The sequence below is a fragment of the Dyella kyungheensis genome, from assembly GCF_049913195.1.
Classification (GTDB): domain Bacteria; phylum Pseudomonadota; class Gammaproteobacteria; order Xanthomonadales; family Rhodanobacteraceae; genus Dyella; species Dyella kyungheensis.
Map to the genome: position 1 here is coordinate 1,842,362 of NZ_CP183983.1, position 19,727 is coordinate 1,862,088.

Here is a 19,727-nt window from a genome sequence, read left to right on the forward strand (position 1 = left end):
GTCCTTCAAACACCCCTGGAAGAACACGCTTGCCGGCCCGTCCCGGCAGCTTTGGAGAGAGCACCATGTCTGTTTTTGATCGTGTCCTGTCTGCCTGCCGCCTTGCGGTGATTGCCCTGGTGCTGGGCGCCGTGCCGCTGGTGCACGCACAATTGAGCCCTGCTTCGCTGCCGGACGCGGACAAGCAGCAGATCAAGAAATACACGCTGACCGACGATGTCTTCGGCCGCCTGGCTGCCGCCACCCGCGAAGCTCGGACCACCGGCATTCCGCCGCAGGCCGCACCCGATCCGAGCAAGGTGCATAGCCTGGACGATCTGGCCAACCAGGCGATGGCGGCCGACCCGCGCATTCCGGCCCTGGTGAAGAAGTACGGCTTTACGCCGCGCGAATTCATGCTGGCCAATATCGCGCTGATGAATGCGGTGATGGCCGTGCAGGCACGCAACGATCCTGCCTTGTCCGGCAACCTCAACCAGGTGTGGATCAACGCGGACAACATCCGCTTTGTCGAATCGCATCAGTCCGACGTGCAGGCCCTGCTGCGCGGACAGTGAGATCACTGGCGGTCAGTACGCGACCGCCACGATCGCGAAGCGCGTTCGGCCACTGGGCAACTCCGCTTCGAATTCGTCGTCGAGCCGTTTTTTCAGCACGGCGCGGGCGAGCGGCGAATCGATGCTGATCCAGCCCCGGCGCGCATCCGTCTCGTCCGGACCGACGATGCGATATTGCACGCTCTCGCCGCTGTCGACGTTTTCCAGTTCGATGCTCGCGCCGAAGAACACCATCGTCCGGTCCGCCGGCGCGCCTTCGGCCACCTTCAGCGATGGAATGCGCTTGCTCAGATAGCGGGCACGACGATCGATCTCGCCGAGCTGCTTCTTGCGGTAGGTGTATTCGGCGTTCTCCGAACGGTCGCCTTCGGCAGCAGCGGCTGCCAGCGCCTTGACCACTTCCGGGCGCAGCGTGTGCCATAGGTGATCCAGCTCCGCCTTGAGCCTCTCGAAGCCCTCGCGGGTGATGATGGCAGTGGAAGAAGGCGAGGGTGGGCGCCAGCGGCTCATGCGTGGGTGGTTCCGTTGCGTTGCTTGTAGCGCGGATTTTAGCCGGCTCGCACGCGCACGGGGTGGCGGGAGCGACATCCGTGCGCTCCCGCCGGGCGTGTCACGGCGTGTTGACGGCGCCGGCCAGCTCGCTGGCGCTCATCGGCCCGAACGCAACGGTGTCGGTATGCGAGGCGATGAACTGGCGAAATTCAACCGATGCCTTCGCACCGAAGGTCAGGCCCTTGGCTTTCGCCGCATCGTCTTCCTTCTTCTGCTGCGCGTCAGTGAGCTCGGGCGCGATGGCGACGTAATCCCACGAATCGCCCTGGTAATGCGCGTACCACTGCGCGCGGGGCAGGCCCAACTGCTTGTCGATCGCATCGCGGTCGGCCATCCATTTGAGGAAGGCTTCGTGTTTGCCGGGGGCAACGCGATAAAGCGAAACAATCGCACGCGGCTCCTTGGCGGCCGACGTGCTTTGGGCGAAAGCGACGGGTGTCGCCAGCATCAGGCCAAGCCATACCACCTTGCCGATAACGTGACGCATGGGATTCTCCTTGTGCACCAGGGTGAGCCGGTCGGATCGACGGCCGCAGGGCGCCGGAATCGCTTGCGGACGGGGCGATGCACCAAAAGGAGATGGTTCGCGCACGCTACACCCCGCTACGGGCAAGCCGCAACACGAAAAATGGCTAGTCGACGGCGGGTGTCGGCCTGATTGCGGCGGCCGTTTGCAGTTGCGTCGCCTGCGCCACCAGCATGGGTTGCAGGGGGTGCTCCTGCCACGCAGCGGCGAGCTTGCCCAACAACACGCTGGCTTCGGCGTGTTGCCCCAGCCGTTCGGCCATCTGCCGTGCCGCGAGCAGGCCAAGCCGGGGGCATTCCGGCGAACGGGGCCAGCGCGTGAGAAAGCCGCGGCAAAGTCGCAGCGACAGGCGCGTCATGCCCGAACTGGCGGCCAGTTCGGCCAGCGTGGCGACGTGATCCGGCGAGTCGGGCAGGAACGCGCCATCGAGTTCCATGCACTCCTGGGTCACGCCGAGGGCGCGACGAGCCTCGTCGCCGGCCATCAAGGCGGCGATCCATAGCTGGCCGTGTTCCAGCAGACCGTCGCTCAATCCTTCCCTCTTCAACAGGTCGCGGTAGGCCTGGTGCAGCGATGCCGGCGCACTGCGGCCCTGCATGCGTTCCACCAGCATGCCGATGGCGGCGCGGCGATCCACCAGCGCCATCTCGCGGACGGCGATGAGCAGGCGTTCGTCCTCGTCTTCGCCGCTCTCGCGGATCAGGACCTCGGCTTCCGGCTCCAGATCGAAGCGTTCGTGATGCCGATGGATCATCACGCCCATCAGGTGCAGGTTGAAGATGATCAGGTACGTATAGGCGAACGCGAGCGGCGGCTGACACCAGCCAAATCCCGGTCCGGGCGCAAGCAGCCACGGCGACATGATCAGCACGCCGGTGACGAGGTTGATGACGACCGGAATGAAATAGCCCGCGCCGAGCCGGCCGATCACTTTTTGCCATTGCAGCGGATTGAATGCGCTCGCTTCGTCGCCGAACGCCAGCGACATGTCGATGGCGGGAAGCGTGAGCGAGCAGAACAGGATCAGCGGCCAGAACATCGGCGCGTAAAACAGTTTGCATGCCACGCACGCGATCACCACCAGCATGTGCAGCAAGGTGAGCATCCGGCCGGCCGCGGCATTTTCGTCGTTGCCGACATCGGGCGGGTCCGCGAAGCCGTTGGCCGTATGCACCAGGCAGGCCGCCGCGTAGCGCCAGCGCGCCAGCCAGAGGAAGAAACCAAAACCCATGCCGATGACACCGGGCAGGATGGTCAGGCACTGGCCCAGCGCGAGCAGGACGCAGGTGGCCAATGCCGCGCCGCGCAGCGGATAGGTCAGACCCGCGACCAGGCGTTCGGACAACGGCGTATCGGGCGATACCGGTTTATGACGCGACAGGCGCAAGCGTTCGAACCTTGTTTGCGGGGACGGGGTTGCGCGCTACGGCACGCGCGGGCACATGATGTAGCCCTGCTGTTCCAGCCATCCGCCTTTGAAATGCCGACAGAGAAACCGCCCCGCGGAGCCATTGGCGAACAGCACCAGGAAAACGATCAGGAGGGTCGCCAGGGTCACGGCAATGATGCGTACGTTCGACATGGTTTCAGCGCTTGCCGCCGAAAATGCCGCCCAGCACGCCGCGCACGATCTGCTGGCCCAGGCGCGAACCCGCCGCGCGCACGGCCGACTTGGCCATCGCCTCGACCATGCCCTGACGGCGGTTGGTGCCGAGCAAAATCTCGCGCGCCGCGTCCGTCCAGCCGCCGCTTTGCTGGGGCGGTGCACCGGCCGGCGTCTGCTTGGCCACCACCTGCGGATCGGCGGCTTTGTCGGCGGCGCGTTTGGCGAGCATTTCCGCCGCCGACTCGCGATTGATCGCCGTGTCGTATTTGCCGCCCACTGGCGAGCGTTGGCGTACGGTGGCGCGCTCTGCATCAGTGATGGCGCCAATACGCGCGGTGGGCGAGGTCACCATCACACGCTGCACCGGCGAGGGAACGCCGCCGTCGCCCAGGGTCGAGACCAGCGCTTCGCCCACGGCGAGTTGGGTGATCGCTTCGGTCACGTTGATCTTCGGGTTCGCCACGAAGGTTTCGGCGGCGGCCTTCACGGCCTTCTGGTCGCGCGGCGTGAAGGCCCGGAGCGCATGCTGCACGCGATTGCCCATCTGGCCGAGGATATTGCCCGGCACGTCGTCCGGATTCTGCGAGCAGAAATACACGCCCACGCCCTTGGAGCGGATCAGCCGCACCACCTGTTCCACGCGCTGCAACAGCGCCGGCGGTGCGTCGTCGAACAACAGGTGTGCCTCGTCGAAGAAGAACACCAGCTTGGGCTGATCGAGGTCGCCCACTTCGGGCAATTGTTCGAACAATTCCGACAACAGCCACAATAGGAAGGTGGAATACAGCCGCGGCTTGAGGATCAGCTGGTCGGCGGCGAGCACGTTGATCACGCCACGGCCGCTCATGTCCTGGCGCATCAGGTCGGCCAGTTCCAGCGCGGGCTCGCCGAAGAACTGGTCGGCGCCATCCTGTTCCAGCTTGAGTACGGCACGCTGGATCGCGGCGATGCTCTGCGTGCTGATCAGGCCGTAGTGGGTGGAGATGTCCTTGGCGTTTTCGCTGGCGAAGCCGAGCAGGGCGCGCAGGTCGGACAGGTCGAGCAGCAGCCAGCCCTGGTCGTCGGCCACCTTGAAGATCACTTCGAGCACGCCTTCCTGGGTGTCGTTGAGTTCCAGGATGCGGCCCAGCAGGGTGGGACCCATCTCGCTGATGGTGGCGCGCACCGGGTGGCCGAGCTTGCCGTAGATGTCCCAGAAGATCACCGGATTCGCCTGCGGCTTCCAGTCGTTCAGATGCAGCTTGGCAAGGCGCGCCTTGAGCTTGTCGCCCGGCTCGCCTGCAGCCAGCGAGAGGCCGGCGAGGTCGCCCTTGGCATCGGCGAGGAAGCAGGGCACGCCGAGCTTCGAGAATCCTTCGGCCAACACCATCAGCGAGACCGATTTGCCGGTGCCGGTGGCGCCCGCGATCATGCCGTGGCGGTTGCCGTAGCGCGGATCGAGGCTGACGCTCGTCTCCTCGTTGCTGCCGATCAAGATCTCAGTCATGGCGTTCCATCCGTTGGGAGCACGGCAATTGTAGCCACGCCGCGGCATCTTGCGGTTTGCGATGCGTGATCCAGAGTTTTCCGGTTGAGTGATGGCCCTCTCGCGCAGTAAGGTCGGTCTTTCGGTCTGGCAGTGACGTCTTCATGGTTTTTCCCGCCTTTTTCCGTTCGTTGCGCATGGCGCCCCTGGCCAGCGCGATGGCGCTGCTTGCCGCCTGTTCCAGTGGTGGTGGCAGCAAACCTGTGGCTCCTTCGCCTCAGGCCAATCAGCTTTACGCGCAGCTGGATCAGGCCAGCAAGGGTTACGAGACGGCGCTGGCCCAGGCGCGGGCCGGCAACGCGCAGGCCTCGCAGCAAACGCTCACGGCGGCGCTGGATCAACTGAAAACCGCTTCCGCGCAGTGCCCTTCGACGCCGGGCTGCGATTCGCAGCGCTTCTTTTCGGTGTTCGATCGCCTGTTGCGCCTGAAGGACGGCAATTTCGATCTCGGTGACGACATGGGCAGCATGGGCGCCGATCTGCCCGAAGGCAGCGATGCCGGCAAGACCGGCGCGGCGAGCCTGCCCGAGGCGCAGCGCAGCGTGACCTTGCTGCGCGGCCAGCAGCTGTCGCAGCTGATCGCGATGAACGGTCCGGTGAAGGCGGCGCTGGAGATGTGGCTGACCCAGTGGCGCGGGAATCTGATGGATACCTACGTCAACTATCAGTTCCTGCGTTACCAGATGTGGCCGGCCTACCAGAAGCAGGATCTGCCCGAAGCGCTGCTGTTCGGCATCATGGCCAAGGAATCGGGCGGCAAGGTGCACGCGGTGTCGCGTTCCGGCGCGGCCGGCCCGCTGCAATTCATGTACGCCACCGGCGTGCGCTTCGGACTCAACACGGAAGACGGTTTCGACTCGCGCTTCGATCCTGCCGAATCGGCGCGTGCCAACGCCGAGTACATGGACGAGCAACTCAAGGCGTTCAACAACAATCTCGAACTCACCCTGGCCGCGTACAACGGCGGTGAGGGCCGCATGCGCCGCCTGGTAGGCGACAACACCTCGGTGAGCCTGTACGACCCGGTGATCTACAACCAGCTCTCGCAGGAAACGCGCGACTACGTGCCTTCCGTGTTGGCGGCGGCCTGGCTGTTCCTGCATCCGGAAAGCTACAACCTGCGTTTCCCGCACGTGGATGGCGCGCAGGGCAGCGTGGTGTTGAAGCGTCCCGCCTCGCTCACCGAGCTGACCGTCTGCCTGGGCTCCGCCGCCGGCATGCAGGACGGCTGGTTCCGCACGCTGCGCAACCTCAATCCGCGACTCGATCCGCAAGTGAGCCAGCCGGCCGGCGTGCGCATCATGTTGCCGAAGGTGCTGGAGAAATCGTACGAAGCGCGTTGCACCACGGGCCCGTGGCCGATTCTGGCGAACGACCTGCATACCGCGGTGATCCCGGTAGTGCCTTCTTCACCGTCACCGCCGGCGACCACCTCGTTGCGCAATGGCAACACCTCGCGCACGCGCAACTACACGGTGAAGCGGGGCGATACGCTCACCGGCATCCTCAACAAGGTGGGCTGCTCCTCGGTGCAGGAGGTGTCGGAGATGAACGACCTCAAGCATCATCAGATCAAGCCGGGGCAGGTGCTCAAGCTGCCGACCTGTCGCTGACGATTGATGGAACGAAAACGCCGCCTCGAAAGGCGGCGTTTTTTTGCCCGTCATTCCGGCGCAGGCCGGAATCCAGTGGCCTCTGTATGAGGTTTTCGCGAACCGCCCTAAGCATGTGCGGTTTTCGCGACACCTCGACGTGTTCGCCACTGGATTCCGGCCTGCGCCGGAATGACGGTGAGGGATAGAGGCGCCTGTGCGAGATATTAAGACTCAGGCTGCAGCCGGCGCCTGCATCCACGACTGCATGGGGTCTTCGCGATGGTCTTCCTTGAGCCCGCGCAACAAGCGCATCAGATCGCGGTGATGTGGCTGCATGTTCGGATGCGGGGTGTTCTTGGTCTCGTGGTACGCCACCGCCAGCCACAGCGCGACGCCGCGCATGGCGATCTCGGCGTTGTCCGAGCGGGCGCGGGCGAGGCCGATGTCGGTGCCCTGGCCCCAGGGCAGGTAACGCTCTTCCGGAGGCGTGCCATACAGATGCGGAAAATCGCTGCGCGAGGCCTGGCCGATCTCACGCAAGGCCATGGTGCCGAGACGCGCGCGGCTGCGCTTGGGCAAGGCGTGGATCTGGCGCTCGATCTCGCGAAGCTGCTTGGCGAGCTGGCGGCTGCGGTTCATGGCGATGAGTCGGGTGACGATGCGCATGGGCTGTCCTCGGTCTGGCCTGGGGATGGCGCGCAGGGCGTCGCCGGACGAGGAGCTTAGCTACGCCCGGCGGGACAATGCGCCAAAAAGGTCACAAAACGACGAAACGCGTCACTCGCGACGTCAATAGTTTGACGCCTGGCTTGCTCAGCCCCCGACTTCCACACCCAGGCGCTGACCCACCTGCACGTGCTGTTGCGAGGCCAGCTGGTCGAGCTCGACCATACCCTCGGGGAACAGCATGATCACCGTGGAACCCATGTTGAAACGGGCCATCTCGGCAAAGCGATCGAGCGTGATGTTCTGGCCCACGAACGACTTGCGGCGGATCGACGAGGCATACGGCGGAATCACCAGCCCATCCCACACGGTGGCCACGCTCGAAACCAGGATGGCGCCGACCATCACCACCACGAATGGGCCGTGCTCGCCCTCGAAGTGGCAGACCAGCCGCTCGTTGCGCGCGAACAGGCGCGGAATCGCCTCCACCGCAAACGGCGCCACGCTGAAGATGCGGCCGGGCACGTGCACGGTTTCCTTGAGCGTTCCCTTCAGCGGCATGTGCACGCGGTGATAGTCGCGCGGCGACAGATAGATGGTGGCGAAGCGGCCGTTGCGGTAAGGCACGGCGCTGGCTTCGTCGCCCAGCAGTTCGGCGGCGGTGTATTCCTGGCCCTTGGCCTGGAAGATGCGGCCGTCGACGATCTTGCCCAGTTGGCTGATCTTGCCGTCGGCCGGCGAGAGCAGGGCCTTGGCGTCGGCATCCGCGCGGCGCGCGTCCTGCCGCAGCTTGCGCGTGAAGAACGCATTGAAGTGCTGATAGGCCAGCGGATCGGGCTGCGCCGCCTCGGCCATGTTCACCTGATAGTTGCGCACGATGGTGCTGATCAGGAAGTTCTTCCACGGCTTGAAGGTCCAGCGCGTGGCCCAGTACACCACCCGCGACAGCGCGCGGTGGGGCAGGATGTATTGCAGGAGTACGTTGAAGGTCATCCCGCAAGTATGAACGAAGCGCGGGCCGAATACGCCTTGCGCTGCACCGGAAGTCCCAGGCTCCGGCCGGCGAGCGCGGCGGCAGCGGCTATACTGTGCGACCCCTTTTCATGCCCATGAGCCCGCCGTGACTCACGAACTCGCCTCCATCATCGACTTCATCCGCTACGGCGCCAGCCGGTTTTCGGCGGCCGGGCTGACCTTTGGGCACAGTCACGACAACCCCATCGACGAGGCCACCCATCTGGTGCTGGCCAGCCTGCATCTGCCGCCGGATATTCCGCCGGCCTACGGCGCGGGCCGCCTGACCGCCGATGAGCGCGAGCGTGTGCTGGCGCTGATCGAGCGTCGCGTCAACGAGCGCCTGCCGGTGGCCTACCTGGTCGGCGAAACCTGGTTCGCTGGCCTGAAGTTCAAGAGCGACCGCCGCGCCCTGGTGCCGCGTTCGCCCATCGCCGAGCTGATCGAATCCGGTTTCCAGCCGTGGCTCGAGCATCGCCAGGTGGAGCGCGCGCTGGACCTGTGCACGGGTTCGGGCTGCATCGGTATCGCCATGGCCGAGTTCAACCCGGACTGGCAGGTCGACATCGTCGACATCAGCGGCGATGCGCTGTCGCTGGCGCGCGAGAACATCGTGTTCCAGCATGTGGAAGGCCGCGTCGAGGCGGTGAAGTCGGACCTGTTCGATGGCCTGAAGGGTCGTCGCTACGACCTCATCGTGTCGAACCCTCCCTACGTCACCGAAGACGAATACGCCGCGCTCCCGGGCGAGTACAGCCATGAGCCGAAGCTCGGCCTGACCTCGGGCGAGGATGGTCTGGACATCTGCGTGCGCATGCTCAATGAAGCGGCCGATTACCTCACCGAGGACGGCCTGCTGATCGTGGAAGTGGGCGAGAGCGAGCGCCAGCTGGGCGAGCTGCTGCCGGAAGTCCCGTTCGTGTGGATCGAGTTCAAGGTCGGTCCCATGGGCGTGTTCGCGCTGGAGCGCCGCGACCTGATCGAGCACGCCGACACGATTCGCGCAGCGGCCGAGGCGCGCAAAGGTCGCTGACCGATCATGCGGCTGAGCACGGCGCGGCTACGCATCGATGCCCTGCACGAGGGCGACGCTGCCGCGCTGTTCCAGTACCGCGCCGATCCCGAGGTGTCCCGCTACCAGGGTTGGTGTCCGCAGACGCTGGCCGATGCGGATAGTTTCATCCGAACCCAAATGGCACTGGATAAGCCGCCGCAGTGTCGCTGGATGCAGCGCGCCATTCGCGGGCGCGACGACGGTGCGTTGATCGGCGATGTCGGCTTCTGTCTTGCCGACGGCCAGGCCGAGATCGGCATCACCCTCGCACCCTTTGCGCAGGGGCAGGGCTACGCCCGCGAGGCGCTGGAGGTCCTGTTTCACGAGCTGTTCGGCAATCTGGACGTCCATCGCATCCATGCATCGGTCGACCCGCGCAACACCCCGAGCGTGGCCTTGCTGAAGGCGCTCGGCATGCGCCAGGAGGCTCATTTCCGCGAGAGCCTGCGCTTTCGCGGCGAATGGGTGGACGACCTGGTGTTTGCCGTGCTGGCCCGCGAATGGCGGGATTTTGCGGGAAACGGCGCAGGATTTGCTGCATCGCGCTAAGCTGTGGCGGTTCTCCCGCAGACGATCGAGCCTCGTGTCCAGCAACTCCTTCGGCAAACTCTTCACTGTCACCACGTTCGGCGAAAGCCATGGTCCGGCCATCGGCTGCGTCATCGACGGATGCCCGCCGGGCCTGTCGATTGCCGAGGAGGAATTCCGCACCGATCTCGACCGTCGCGCGACCGGCAAGAGTCGCCACACTTCGCAGCGCCGTGAGGCGGACGAAGTGGAAATCCTCTCGGGCGTGTACGAGGGCAAGACCACCGGCACGCCGATCGCGTTGCTGATCCGCAACACGGACCAGCGCAGCAAGGACTACGGCGACATCGCCCAGACCTTCCGCCCCGGCCACGCCGATTACACCTATTGGCAGAAGTACGGCATCCGCGACCCGCGTGGCGGCGGCCGTTCTTCCGCGCGCGAAACCACCATGCGCGTGGCAGCGGCGGTGATTGCGAAAAAATGGCTGGCCGAACGCTACGGCGTGCGCGTGCGCGGCTATCTCGCGCAGATCGGCGAGATCACGCCCGGCTCGTTCGACTGGAACGTGGTCGAGCAGAATCCGTTCTTCTGGCCGGATGCGCACGAAGTGTCCACGCTGGAGTCGTACATGGATGCGCTGCGCAAATCCGGCGATTCGGTGGGCGCGCGCGTGAACGTGGTGGCCGACGGCGTGCCGCCAGGCTGGGGCGAGCCGATCTACGGCAAGCTCGATGGCGATCTCGCTGCCGCGCTGATGTCGATCAACGCGGTGAAAGGCGTCGAGATCGGCGATGGCTTCGGCGTGGTGGCGCAACACGGCAGCCAGCATCGCGACGAAATGGCGATCGACGGTTTTGCGTCCAATCATGCCGGCGGCATTCTCGGCGGCATCAGCACGGGGCAGGCGATCCTCGCCTCGATGGCGCTCAAGCCGACCTCGAGCATCCTCATTCCCGGCCACAGCGTGAACCTGGCCGGCGAACCGGTGGACGTGGTGACCAAGGGCCGCCACGACCCCTGCGTCGGCATCCGCGCCACGCCCATCGCCGAGGCGATGATGGCGCTGGTGTTGATGGATCACGCGCTGCGCCATCGCGCGCAGTGCGGCGACGTGGGCGAGATGCTGCCCCGTATCCCCTGAGTCCGGCCGGCCCGTTAACGGGCCAGGCCTTGAACGAACAAGTAGACGTTGATGACCGCCAAACCGAAAGTCTGGGTATCGCGCCCGTTGTTTCCCGATGTGCTGGCCCGCCTGGCCGAGTACTTCGACGTGGACGCGGAAGCAGTGGAGCATCGCCACTCGGCGGAACAGCTCAAGCGCAAGCTGGCCGGCGTCGACGGTGCGGTGGTGGGGCTGGCCGACCGCATCGATGCCGCCGTGCTCGAAGGCAATACGCGCCTGAAGGTCGTCGCCAACCTCGGCGTGGGCTACAACAATCTCGATCTCGAGGCGCTCACCCGCGCCGGCATCGTGGCCAGCAATACGCCGGACGTGCTCAACGAGAGCGTGGCCGATTACGCCTGGGCGTTGATGCTCGCCGCCGCCCGTCGCGTCAGCGCCGCCGAGCGCTGGTTGCGGGCAGGGCAGTGGCCGGGCAGCAACATGCGCTTCGACGACTGGCTGGGCTTGCCCGTGCACGGCCGCACGCTGGGTATCCTCGGCATGGGCCGCATCGGGCAGGGCATTGCGCGGCGCGCGGCCGGTTTCGACATGAGCGTGCTCTATCACAACCGCTCGCGCCTGCCCGAGATGGTCGAGCGCGAATGCCAGGCCACCCTGGTCAGCAAGGACGAGTTGTTGCGCCAGGTCGATTACCTGGTGCTGGTGCTGCCGTTCACGCCGGAGAACCGGCATGCCATCGGCGCGCCGGAGCTGGCCCGGATGAAGCCTTCCGCCGTGCTGGTGAACATCGCCCGTGGCGGCATCGTCGACGACGCGGCGCTGGCCGTCGCCCTTCGCGAAGGTAAGCTGGCCGCGGCCGGACTGGATGTGTTCGAGGGCGAGCCGGCCGTGCATGCGGAGCTGCTGGCGCTCGACAACGCCGTGCTCAGCCCGCATATCGCCAGCGCCAGCGAAGAAACCCGCCGTGCGATGGCCAACCTGGCGGCGGACAATGTGATCGCAGCGCTTGGCTTCGGCGAGGGGGCGGGAAAACCGCCGACCGCGCTCAATCCGGCGGTTTTGGCACGTGGGTCTGCCCATAAAGCGTGATGACATTCACGCCCGCGCGAGTCGCAGGTTGTTTTGCGCGCCGCCCCGGCTAGATTTCCGCTAACGCGGAGATCGGGACGGTTTTCCGATTCCTCCTACCTGATTACGGAACATGAGCAAGAAGAGCAGCTACAAGGTGGCAATGGTCGGCGCCACCGGCGCCGTGGGCGAGACCCTGCTGGCGATCCTGGCCGAGCGCGAATTTCCGATCAGCGAGCTGGTGCCGCTGGCCAGCGAGCGTTCCGCGGGCGAGAAAATCAGCTTCGACGGCAAACAGATCACCGTGCGCAACCTTGCCGACTACGATTTCGACGGCGTCGACATCGCCTTCTTCTCGGCCGGCGGTTCGGTCAGCCGTGAGCACGCGCCGCGCGCCGCCGCCGCGGGCGCTGTGGTGATCGACAACACCTCCGAGTACCGCTACCAGGACGACATCCCGCTGGTGGTGAGCGAAGTGAACCCGCACGCCATCGCTGACTACACCACGCGCGGCATCATCGCCAACCCCAATTGCTCGACCATGCAGATGCTGGTGGCGCTGGCGCCGATCCATCGCGCGGTGGGCATCGAGCGCATCAACGTGGCGACCTACCAGTCGGTCTCCGGTGCCGGTCGCAGCGGCATGGAAGAACTGGGCAAGCAGACCTCGGCGCTGCTCAGCTTCCAGGAAGTGGAAACCAGGAAATTCCCCAAGCAGATCGCCTTCAACGTGATTCCGCACATCGACGACTTCCAGCCCAACGGCTACACCAAGGAAGAAATGAAGATGGTGTGGGAGACGCGCAAGATCCTCGAAGACCGCACCATCCAGGTGAACCCCACCGCGGTGCGCGTGCCGGTGTTCTACGGCCATGCCGAGGCGGTGCACATCGAGACGCGCGAGAAGATCAGCGCCGAGCAGGCGCGTGAGCTGCTGGAACGCGCCGACGGCGTGGTGGTGATGGACGAGCGCAAGGCGGGCGGCTATCCCACGCCGGTGGGCGACGCCGCCGGGCAGGACCCGGTATTCGTGGGCCGCATCCGCGAGGACATCTCGCACGAGCGCGGCCTGGACATGTGGATCGTGGCGGACAACATCCGCAAGGGTGCGGCGCTCAACGCCGTTCAAATCGCAGAACTTCTGATCGAGGACTACCTGTAATGAAGCATGTGCTGACCGGGTTGGTGATGTGTGCTTTGGTGTTCGCTGCTCCTGCCCGGGCGGCACAGCCGTCGACGTCGCCTGCCGCGCAGGCCAACGACCAGAAACAGGTCGACCAGGCCATCGAGAAGCAGCAGGCCACGCTCAAGCAGCTGCAGAGCGAGGTGGCGCGGGAGGAAACCAAGTCCCACGACAACGACGCCAAGCTCAAGCAGCAGGACCAGGCCATCGCCGAGCTGCAGGCCCAGTTGAAGGCCGCCAACGCGGCGCCCAAGGCGACCGGGCATTGAGACAGGCGGCGTCCCCCTGGGGCGCCGTCCAATGAGAACAAACGCCAGCAACATGCTGTAAATACAGATCAACGCTATTGTTGATTGGCTTGTATCTAACTAAAGTGACGCCTCGTTGCAGGCGCTGCCGTTTTTCGGCATGCCCATAAGAAAACGTCACGGGGTCGTTCGGGGGAAACACGATGAATCGTTCGTTGAAGCTGTCGATGCTGCTGGCGCTCGCCCTCGGCAGTAGCCAGGCAGCCGCGCTGGAACTGGGTCAGATCCAGGTGAAATCGGCCCTCGGGCAGCCGCTGCTGGCCGAAATTCCGCTCAATCCCGCCAACGCGGCCGAGCTGGAGAATCTGACCGCCCGGCTCGCTTCCTCCGAGGATGCGGCCCAGGCGGGCGTCGCCGCCGGTCCCACGGTCCCCCTTTCGTTCGCGGTGGTGGATGGCGCCAACGGCAAGAAGGTGATCCGCATCACCAGTGCCGCCCCGGTCAACGACCCCTATCTCGACCTGCTGGTCGAGGTGAACAACGCCTCGGGCAAGAGCCTGCGCGAGTTCACCATCCTGCTCGATCCGCCGGGCAGCGCCGTCAGCGGCGTGCCGGCGACGCGTGCGCCCACGCAGTCCAGCAAGCCGTCCCGTCGTGCCGCGGCCACCCCGCCGGCTGCGACGACCAGCACCGAATCCACGACCGCCGCGCCTGCTGCCGAAGCCAAGCCGGCCAGGCCCGCGCCGGCACCGCGCGCGGCTGCCGGTGGCACCCTCACGGTGGAGAGCGGCCAGACCCTGTCCGCCATCGCGCATGAGACCGCGCCGGCCGGTGTGGACATGAACCAGATGCTGGTGGCGCTGAAGACCGCCAATCCGGATGCGTTCTACCGCGACAACATCAACGCCCTGAAGAGCGGCGCCGTGTTGCGCGTGCCCTCCAAGGACGACGCGCTGGCGATGACCTCGGCCGCCGCGGTGGCCGAAGTCCGCCGCCAGAACAGCGACTGGCGCTCGGGCGCCGCCCGTACGCCGACCACGGTCGCCGACGCCGGCACGCGCGCCAACGCCAGTTCCGCCCCGAGTACCGGTGGCGCCGCCGGCGATCACCTGGCCCTGGTCCCCGCAAAGGAAGGCTCCGACAACGCGGCCGGCCGCGGTGGCAAGGGCGACAAGGCCGCTGCCGAGAAGGGCATGGCGGCATTGCACCAGGACCTCCTGCGCAGCCAGGAAGCCCTCACTTCGCTGACCAAGCAGGGTGACGAGCTCAAGTCGCGCCTGAAAGACCTGGAAGACATCAACAGCAAGAACGAGCGCCTGTTGTCTCTCAAGGACAACGAGATTGCCGAGCTGCAGCACAAGCTCGCCGATGCCCGCAAGGCCAGCGGCCAGCCGGCTGCAGCGACCTCCGCGCCCGCCAAGGCGGCGTCGGTGAAGTCCTCCGAAGCCGAGACGGTGGTCAAGGCGAACGAGCCGGCCACGCCCGCGGCGGCTGCCACGGCGCCTGCGACCGCCGCTGCCATGCCGGCAGCAAGCACCAGTGCGCCGGCCCACGCCAGTTCCACTCCGGCCGTCGCCGCCAAGCCCACGCCCGCCAAGCCGGCGGTCAAGGCGGCAGCGAAGCCTGCTCCGGCGACGGAAGACGAGCCGTGGTTCATGCAGACCTGGGCCTGGGGTGCCGGCGCAGGCGTGATCGTGCTCGGCCTGCTGGCCGCCCTGCGTGGTCGCAGCCGCAAGACGGCGGAGCCGGCCGCAGCGAGCGCTTCGTCGCTGGCCGACCGCTTCGGCACGATTCCCCATGGCGGCACCGGCAGTCCCGATCCCGACCAGGACGAACTGCTCGACCAGCTGGCCGAACATCCGGACGACATCGGCCTGCATCTGGAGCTGGTGAGCCTGTACTACAGCCGTCGCGACGTCGATCACTTCGAGGCCGCCGCGGAAGCCATGCACGCCCATATCACCGACGAGCAGCAGCCGGAGTGGGTGGACGTGCTGCACATGGGCGAAGACCTGGTGCCGGAACACCCGCTGTTCTCCCACGGCTTCGTGGCCACCCGCGACCATGGCGACGAGGGCCATGAGGCGCTGGACCAGTTCGACCTGGGCAGCTACGCCAAGGATCACGACGAGGTCCCGCCGATTCCCGCACCCGCGGCGCAGCAGGCGCCGAAGGTCAGCGGCTATCACTTCGACTTCGACCTGACCCCGCGTCCGGTGCCGGCCCCGGCCAGCGCACCGGCGGCGACCGCGAAGGAAGAAGAGATCGATACGCTTGCCTCGAGCTGGCATTTCGACGAGCCGGAAGCCGAGGAAGCAGTGCAAGGGCAGCCCGTGCACAGCTTCGATCACGGCCTCAACCACGACGCCGAACACGACCTGAGCCACGACCTGGGCGGCCACTTCACCGACGATCCGGTGGACACCAAGCTCGACCTGGCCCGCGCCTACCTCGACATGGGCGATCCGGATGGCGCACAGGCCATGCTGGAAGAAGTGATGCACGAAGGCACGCAGATGCAGAAGGATGTGGCCAAGCGCTTGCTTGAAAGCATTCGGTGATGCACGGTGAAGCTGCTCGCCGTTGGCGGGCGGTGAAGCCGGCGGCTGTGCCGCCTGTAAAGGGTAAATAGAGTAGAGCGGCGCCTTTGGGGCGCCGTTTTGCTTTTTCCATTTACTATTCACTCTTTACCCTTCACTGCTCTCCCATGCGCATCGCTCTAGGCATCGAATACGACGGCACCGAGTTTTCCGGGTGGCAGCGGCTGACCCACGGCGAGACCGTGCAGGGCGCACTGGAACGGGCACTGTCGTTCGTGGCGGCGCACCCGGTGGAAGTGACCTGCGCCGGCCGTACCGATGCCGGCGTGCACGGCCGTTGCCAGGTGGTCCATTTCGACACCGAGGTGGAGCGCGACATGCGTGGCTGGACGCTGGGCGCATCGTCCAACCTGCCGAGCACGGTGGCGGTGTTGTGGGCGCAGCGGGTCGATCCGACCTTCCATGCACGCTTCTCCGCGCGCAGCCGCCGCTATCGCTACCGCATCCTCAATCGCCAGGTACGCGCGGCGCTGGACGCGCGCTACGTCACCTGGGAACGGCTGCCGCTGGACGCCGGGTGCATGCATGAGGCCGCACAGGCGTTGGTCGGCGAGCACGACTTCACCGCATTTCGTGCCATCTCGTGCCAGGCCGCGCACGCGCGCCGCCAGATGCTTGCGCTGAGCGTGCGACGCGAAGACGAGCAGGTCATCGTCGAGATCGAGGCCAATGCGTTCCTGCATCACATGGTGCGCAACATCGTCGGTTCGCTGCTGCCGATCGGGCGCGGCGAACAGCCGGTGCGCTGGATGCGCGAACTGCTCGCGGGACGCAACCGCGAAGTCGCCGGTCCCACCGCGCCCGCATCGGGACTCACCTTTCTCGGTCCGCGCTACGAAGCCCAGTGGGGCTTGCCGGCGGAGGTGACGCAATGACGCGGATCAAATGCTGCGGCATGACCCGCATCGACGACGCCTTGCTCGCGGCGCAGCTTGGCGCCGACGCCATCGGCGTGGTGCTGACGGCGCGCAGCAAGCGGCGCGTCACCATCGAACAGGCCCAGGCCATCGTGCGCGCCTTGCCGCCCTTCGTGACCTCGGTGACGCTGTTCATGGACGACGACGCCGCGTTCGTTCGCGAAGCGATCGAGGCGATCCAGCCAGACCTCGTGCAATTCCACGGCGCCGAGTCCGACGACTGGTGCGCGCAATTCGGTCGTCGTTATCTCAAGGCCATCGCCATGGGCGAGGGCGCTGCGGCGCTGCCCAGCCTGCATCGTTACCCCGGTGCCGCGGGACTGCTGCTGGATGGTCACGGTCTGGGCGAAGCGGGCGGCAGCGGCAAGGCGTTCGACTGGTCGCTGATGCCGCGCGAGCTGAGCCAGCCCCTGATCCTTGCCGGCGGTCTCACGCCTGCCAATGTCGCCGAGGCCATTCGCATCGCCCATCCGTGGGGTGTCGACGTGGCCAGCGGCATCGAGTCGGCGCCCGGCATCAAGGATGCACACAAGCTGGTGGATTTCATCGCGACCGTTCGTCGGATGGACGATCAGGGTCGTTAACCGCTGCTAGCATGGCTGTTGGACTATCCGCCCAGGTTTCGCATGCCCGCCCCGATGGAAGCATTCCGCTATGAAGGCCAGGCCGATGCGCTGGACAGCATCGTCGGAGGCGATCGACCGGTCGTCATTCGTGGGCTGGTAAAGCACTGGCCGCTGGTCAAGGCAGCTGTCGAATCGGACCAGGCTTTCGCCGCGCAACTGATCGCGGCGGACAATGGAACGCCGGTGGACGCGCTGCTGATGCCGCCGGAAGCGGAAGGGATCGTGGGCTATCGCGGCGAGGCGGAGGCCTTCAACTTCACCCATCACCGCGCATCGGTGACGCAGGCGCTGCAGCGCCTGCTGCAATTTGCCGATGCCGCGGACGCGCCGGGTATCGCGCTGCAGAGCGCGCCCATCGCCAGTTGTCTGCCGGGCCTGCTCGACCATCACCGCTTGCCGCTGCTCGATCCGGCGGTGACGCCGCGCCTGTGGATCGGCAACCGCGTCACCACGCCTGCGCATTTCGACGAGTATCGCAACATCGCCTGCGTGGTCTGTGGCGTGCGCCGTTTCACGCTGTTTCCGCCGGAGCAGGTGCGCAACCTCTACATCGGTCCGCTGGACTTCGCGCCCACCGGTGCGGCCATCAGCATGGCGCGGCTGGATCGACTGGACGATCCGCGTTACCCGCGCGTGCGCGAAGCCATGCAGCACGCGCTGGTGGCGGAGCTGGAGCCTGGCGATGCGATCTACATCCCGCCGATGTGGTGGCATCACGTCGCCTCGCTCGGCAAGCTCAACGCATTGGTGAATTACTGGTGGATGCCGGCGCATGGCAGCGGACTGGCACCCAACACGCGCCTGGGCGGCCTGTTGCATTGCATCCTGTTGTTCAAGTCGTTGCCGCCGGCAGAGCGCGCGGCCTGGCGCGAACTGCTCGACCACTACGTGTTCGGCGACGAAGATCCTGCCGCGCACATTCCCGCACATCGTCGCGGCTGGCTGGGCGAACTCGACGAGGAACAGTCGCGCAAGTTGCTGGAGCGCATTCGCCAGTATCTGTGAGCTTGCGGAACGCGGATTTTTGCTCGTCATTCCGGCGCAGGCCGGAATCCAGTAGCGAGCGCTTACGGTTCTCGCGAAGAGCCCTGGAAGATCGCGACAAACGCGCCTCATCGCTACTGGATTCCGGCCTGCGCCGGAATGACGGGTAGGAGAGGTTTGCGCCGAAAGCCCGCCACACTTTTCCACAACCCATGTGGATGCATGTCGGCAAAGCTTGTGGACAAGTGTGCTATCTCGTTGACGACAAAGACGTCATGACGCGTTGATGCGAGTTTGCGCATCGCTTCCATCGTCGGCACGCAGGTTTTCCACAGCGCATGTGGATGCCTGCGGGAAAAGCTTGTGGATAGGTGTGCTATCTCACTGACGCAAAAGAACTCGGCACGCATTGATGCGCAAATGCGCAGTGCGCGTCAGCTGTCCTGTTCGGCGAAGGCGGCCTTCAGCCATTCGGCGAGCGGCTCGACCCGCGCATGCGATACACGGGCGGACGTGACCAGCACCCATTGCGCGCGTACCTCGTGGAATCCCCACGGTGCGACCAAACGTCCCGAGGCCAGATCGCCCGCCACCAACTGCGCAGGCGCGATGGCCAGCCCGCGTCCCGCGACCGCTGCTTCGATCATGTGGTACAGGTGCGGATAACCCTGGCCCAGCGTCAGCTGCGTGGCGGGCAGTCCCACGCTTTGTGCCCAATGATCCCAGGCCTCCGGGCGCGATTGCGTATGCAGCAGCATCTGCTCCTGCACGGCCTGTGGGCTGCTGCGTGCGAATCGATGGGCTTTGGCGAAGCTCGGACTCGCCACGGGGCCAATGCGTTCGCTTGCCAGCGGATACACCTGCCAGCCGGCCGGCCACGGCGGCTCACCCGCCATGATCGCCGCATCGAGCCCGCCTAGCGATTCGTCGAAGCTGGTTTCCTGCGGGCGCAGATGCAGGTCCAGTTCGGGCAGCTCGTCCATCAGGCGCTCGAGGCGGGGAATCATCCAGCGCGCCAGCAGGCTCACCGGACAGCCCAGCACGAAAGGCGCGTTGGCGGTTGTTACGCGCAGCTCATCGCAGGTGTCGCGCAACTGCGCGAACGCGGCCGTACTGGTGTCGCGCAAGCGCTGTCCGGCGGGCGTGAGCACGAGGCCGCGTCCCTGGCGCTGGAACAGCGACGTGTGCAGGTCTGCTTCCAGTGCGCGAATGTGCCGGCTCACCGCACCGTGGGTGACATGTAACTCGGCCGCGGCCCGGCTCACGCTGCCCAGGCGGGCGGCCGCCTCGAAGGCGAGCAGGGCATTCAGCGAGGGCAGGGCGCGGGGCATGGAACCTGTGAGTTTTCCTGA

20 protein-coding genes are annotated in these 19,727 nt (G+C 66.0%); 12 read left to right on the forward strand and 8 right to left on the reverse strand.

Annotation, left to right across the window (positions count from 1 at the left end):
• Positions 1–65 precede the first annotated feature (65 nt).
• Entirely contained in the window at positions 66–557 is a 492-nt protein-coding gene (locus tag ACN9MB_RS08135; RefSeq protein ID WP_426271435.1) for a hypothetical protein, read from the forward strand.
• Between the two features lie 12 nt (positions 558–569).
• Here the strand turns inward: ACN9MB_RS08135 and greB are convergent, their stop codons facing one another.
• From greB to ACN9MB_RS08160, 5 genes are all read right to left on the reverse strand, one after another.
• A complete protein-coding gene (gene greB, locus ACN9MB_RS08140) occupies positions 570–1,067 on the reverse strand; it encodes a transcription elongation factor GreB (protein ID WP_426271436.1) in 498 nt (165 codons plus the stop codon).
• A 100-nt stretch (positions 1,068–1,167) separates the two neighbouring features.
• Complete coding sequence (locus ACN9MB_RS08145) at positions 1,168–1,596, reverse strand: hypothetical protein (RefSeq protein ID WP_204635492.1); 429 nt, start codon at positions 1,594–1,596, stop codon at positions 1,168–1,170.
• 145 nt (positions 1,597–1,741) lie between these two features.
• Positions 1,742–3,022: a hypothetical protein gene (locus ACN9MB_RS08150; protein WP_426271437.1), complete on the reverse strand. Its 1,281-nt coding sequence runs from the start codon at positions 3,020–3,022 to the stop codon at positions 1,742–1,744.
• A gap of 36 nt (positions 3,023–3,058) precedes the next feature.
• Positions 3,059–3,217, reverse strand: coding sequence for a hypothetical protein (locus ACN9MB_RS08155; protein WP_426271438.1), 159 nt, complete (start codon positions 3,215–3,217; stop codon positions 3,059–3,061).
• Positions 3,218–3,221: 4 nt separating this feature from the next.
• Positions 3,222–4,727 (reverse strand): helicase HerA-like domain-containing protein, encoded by a 1,506-nt coding sequence (locus ACN9MB_RS08160; RefSeq protein WP_426271439.1) that lies wholly within the window; start codon positions 4,725–4,727, stop codon positions 3,222–3,224.
• Between the two features lie 143 nt (positions 4,728–4,870).
• Between ACN9MB_RS08160 and ACN9MB_RS08165 the strand changes: the two genes are divergently transcribed.
• Positions 4,871–6,379 carry a transglycosylase SLT domain-containing protein gene (locus ACN9MB_RS08165; protein ID WP_426271440.1) on the forward strand — a complete coding sequence of 503 codons (1,509 nt, stop codon included), beginning with the start codon at positions 4,871–4,873 and terminating at the stop codon, positions 6,377–6,379.
• 213 nt (positions 6,380–6,592) lie between these two features.
• Here ACN9MB_RS08165 and ACN9MB_RS08170 read toward each other — a convergent pair whose 3' ends face one another.
• Positions 6,593–7,027, reverse strand: a complete 435-nt coding sequence (locus ACN9MB_RS08170) for a hypothetical protein (protein ID WP_426271441.1) — start codon at positions 7,025–7,027, stop codon at positions 6,593–6,595.
• 147 nt (positions 7,028–7,174) lie between these two features.
• Entirely contained in the window at positions 7,175–8,020 is an 846-nt protein-coding gene (asd, locus tag ACN9MB_RS08175; protein WP_426271442.1) for an archaetidylserine decarboxylase, read from the reverse strand.
• A gap of 127 nt (positions 8,021–8,147) precedes the next feature.
• Between asd and prmB the strand changes: the two genes are divergently transcribed.
• The 10 genes from prmB to ACN9MB_RS08225 all read left to right on the forward strand — a co-directional run bounded on the left by prmB (position 8,148) and on the right by ACN9MB_RS08225 (position 18,396).
• Complete coding sequence (gene prmB / locus ACN9MB_RS08180; protein WP_426271443.1) at positions 8,148–9,074, forward strand: 50S ribosomal protein L3 N(5)-glutamine methyltransferase; 927 nt, start codon at positions 8,148–8,150, stop codon at positions 9,072–9,074.
• A 6-nt stretch (positions 9,075–9,080) separates the two neighbouring features.
• Positions 9,081–9,644: a GNAT family N-acetyltransferase gene (locus ACN9MB_RS08185; protein WP_426271444.1), complete on the forward strand. Its 564-nt coding sequence runs from the start codon at positions 9,081–9,083 to the stop codon at positions 9,642–9,644.
• 34 nt (positions 9,645–9,678) lie between these two features.
• Complete coding sequence (gene aroC / locus ACN9MB_RS08190) at positions 9,679–10,767, forward strand: chorismate synthase (RefSeq protein ID WP_204635500.1); 1,089 nt, start codon at positions 9,679–9,681, stop codon at positions 10,765–10,767.
• Positions 10,768–10,818: 51 nt separating this feature from the next.
• Positions 10,819–11,838, forward strand: coding sequence for a 2-hydroxyacid dehydrogenase (locus ACN9MB_RS08195; protein ID WP_426271445.1), 1,020 nt, complete (start codon positions 10,819–10,821; stop codon positions 11,836–11,838).
• A gap of 112 nt (positions 11,839–11,950) precedes the next feature.
• The gene (locus tag ACN9MB_RS08200) at positions 11,951–12,979 is read left to right on the forward strand and encodes an aspartate-semialdehyde dehydrogenase (RefSeq protein ID WP_426271446.1); all 1,029 of its coding nucleotides are present in this window, start codon (positions 11,951–11,953) and stop codon (positions 12,977–12,979) included.
• Positions 12,979–13,269 carry a hypothetical protein gene (locus ACN9MB_RS08205; RefSeq protein ID WP_204635503.1) on the forward strand — a complete coding sequence of 97 codons (291 nt, stop codon included), beginning with the start codon at positions 12,979–12,981 and terminating at the stop codon, positions 13,267–13,269. The genes ACN9MB_RS08200 and ACN9MB_RS08205 overlap by 1 nt, the downstream gene beginning before the upstream one ends.
• Before the next feature lie 182 nt (positions 13,270–13,451).
• Positions 13,452–15,809 (forward strand): FimV/HubP family polar landmark protein, encoded by a 2,358-nt coding sequence (locus ACN9MB_RS08210; RefSeq protein ID WP_426271447.1) that lies wholly within the window; start codon positions 13,452–13,454, stop codon positions 15,807–15,809.
• A gap of 146 nt (positions 15,810–15,955) precedes the next feature.
• Positions 15,956–16,723: a tRNA pseudouridine(38-40) synthase TruA gene (gene truA / locus ACN9MB_RS08215; protein ID WP_426271448.1), complete on the forward strand. Its 768-nt coding sequence runs from the start codon at positions 15,956–15,958 to the stop codon at positions 16,721–16,723.
• Positions 16,720–17,349: a phosphoribosylanthranilate isomerase gene (locus tag ACN9MB_RS08220; RefSeq protein ID WP_426271449.1), complete on the forward strand. Its 630-nt coding sequence runs from the start codon at positions 16,720–16,722 to the stop codon at positions 17,347–17,349. The genes truA and ACN9MB_RS08220 overlap by 4 nt, the downstream gene beginning before the upstream one ends.
• 42 nt (positions 17,350–17,391) lie before the next feature.
• Positions 17,392–18,396, forward strand: a complete 1,005-nt coding sequence (locus tag ACN9MB_RS08225; RefSeq protein WP_426271450.1) for a cupin-like domain-containing protein — start codon at positions 17,392–17,394, stop codon at positions 18,394–18,396.
• A 413-nt stretch (positions 18,397–18,809) separates the two neighbouring features.
• Here the strand turns inward: ACN9MB_RS08225 and ACN9MB_RS08230 are convergent, their stop codons facing one another.
• Positions 18,810–19,706, reverse strand: a complete 897-nt coding sequence (locus ACN9MB_RS08230; protein WP_426271451.1) for a LysR family transcriptional regulator — start codon at positions 19,704–19,706, stop codon at positions 18,810–18,812.
• Positions 19,707–19,727 lie beyond the last annotated feature (21 nt).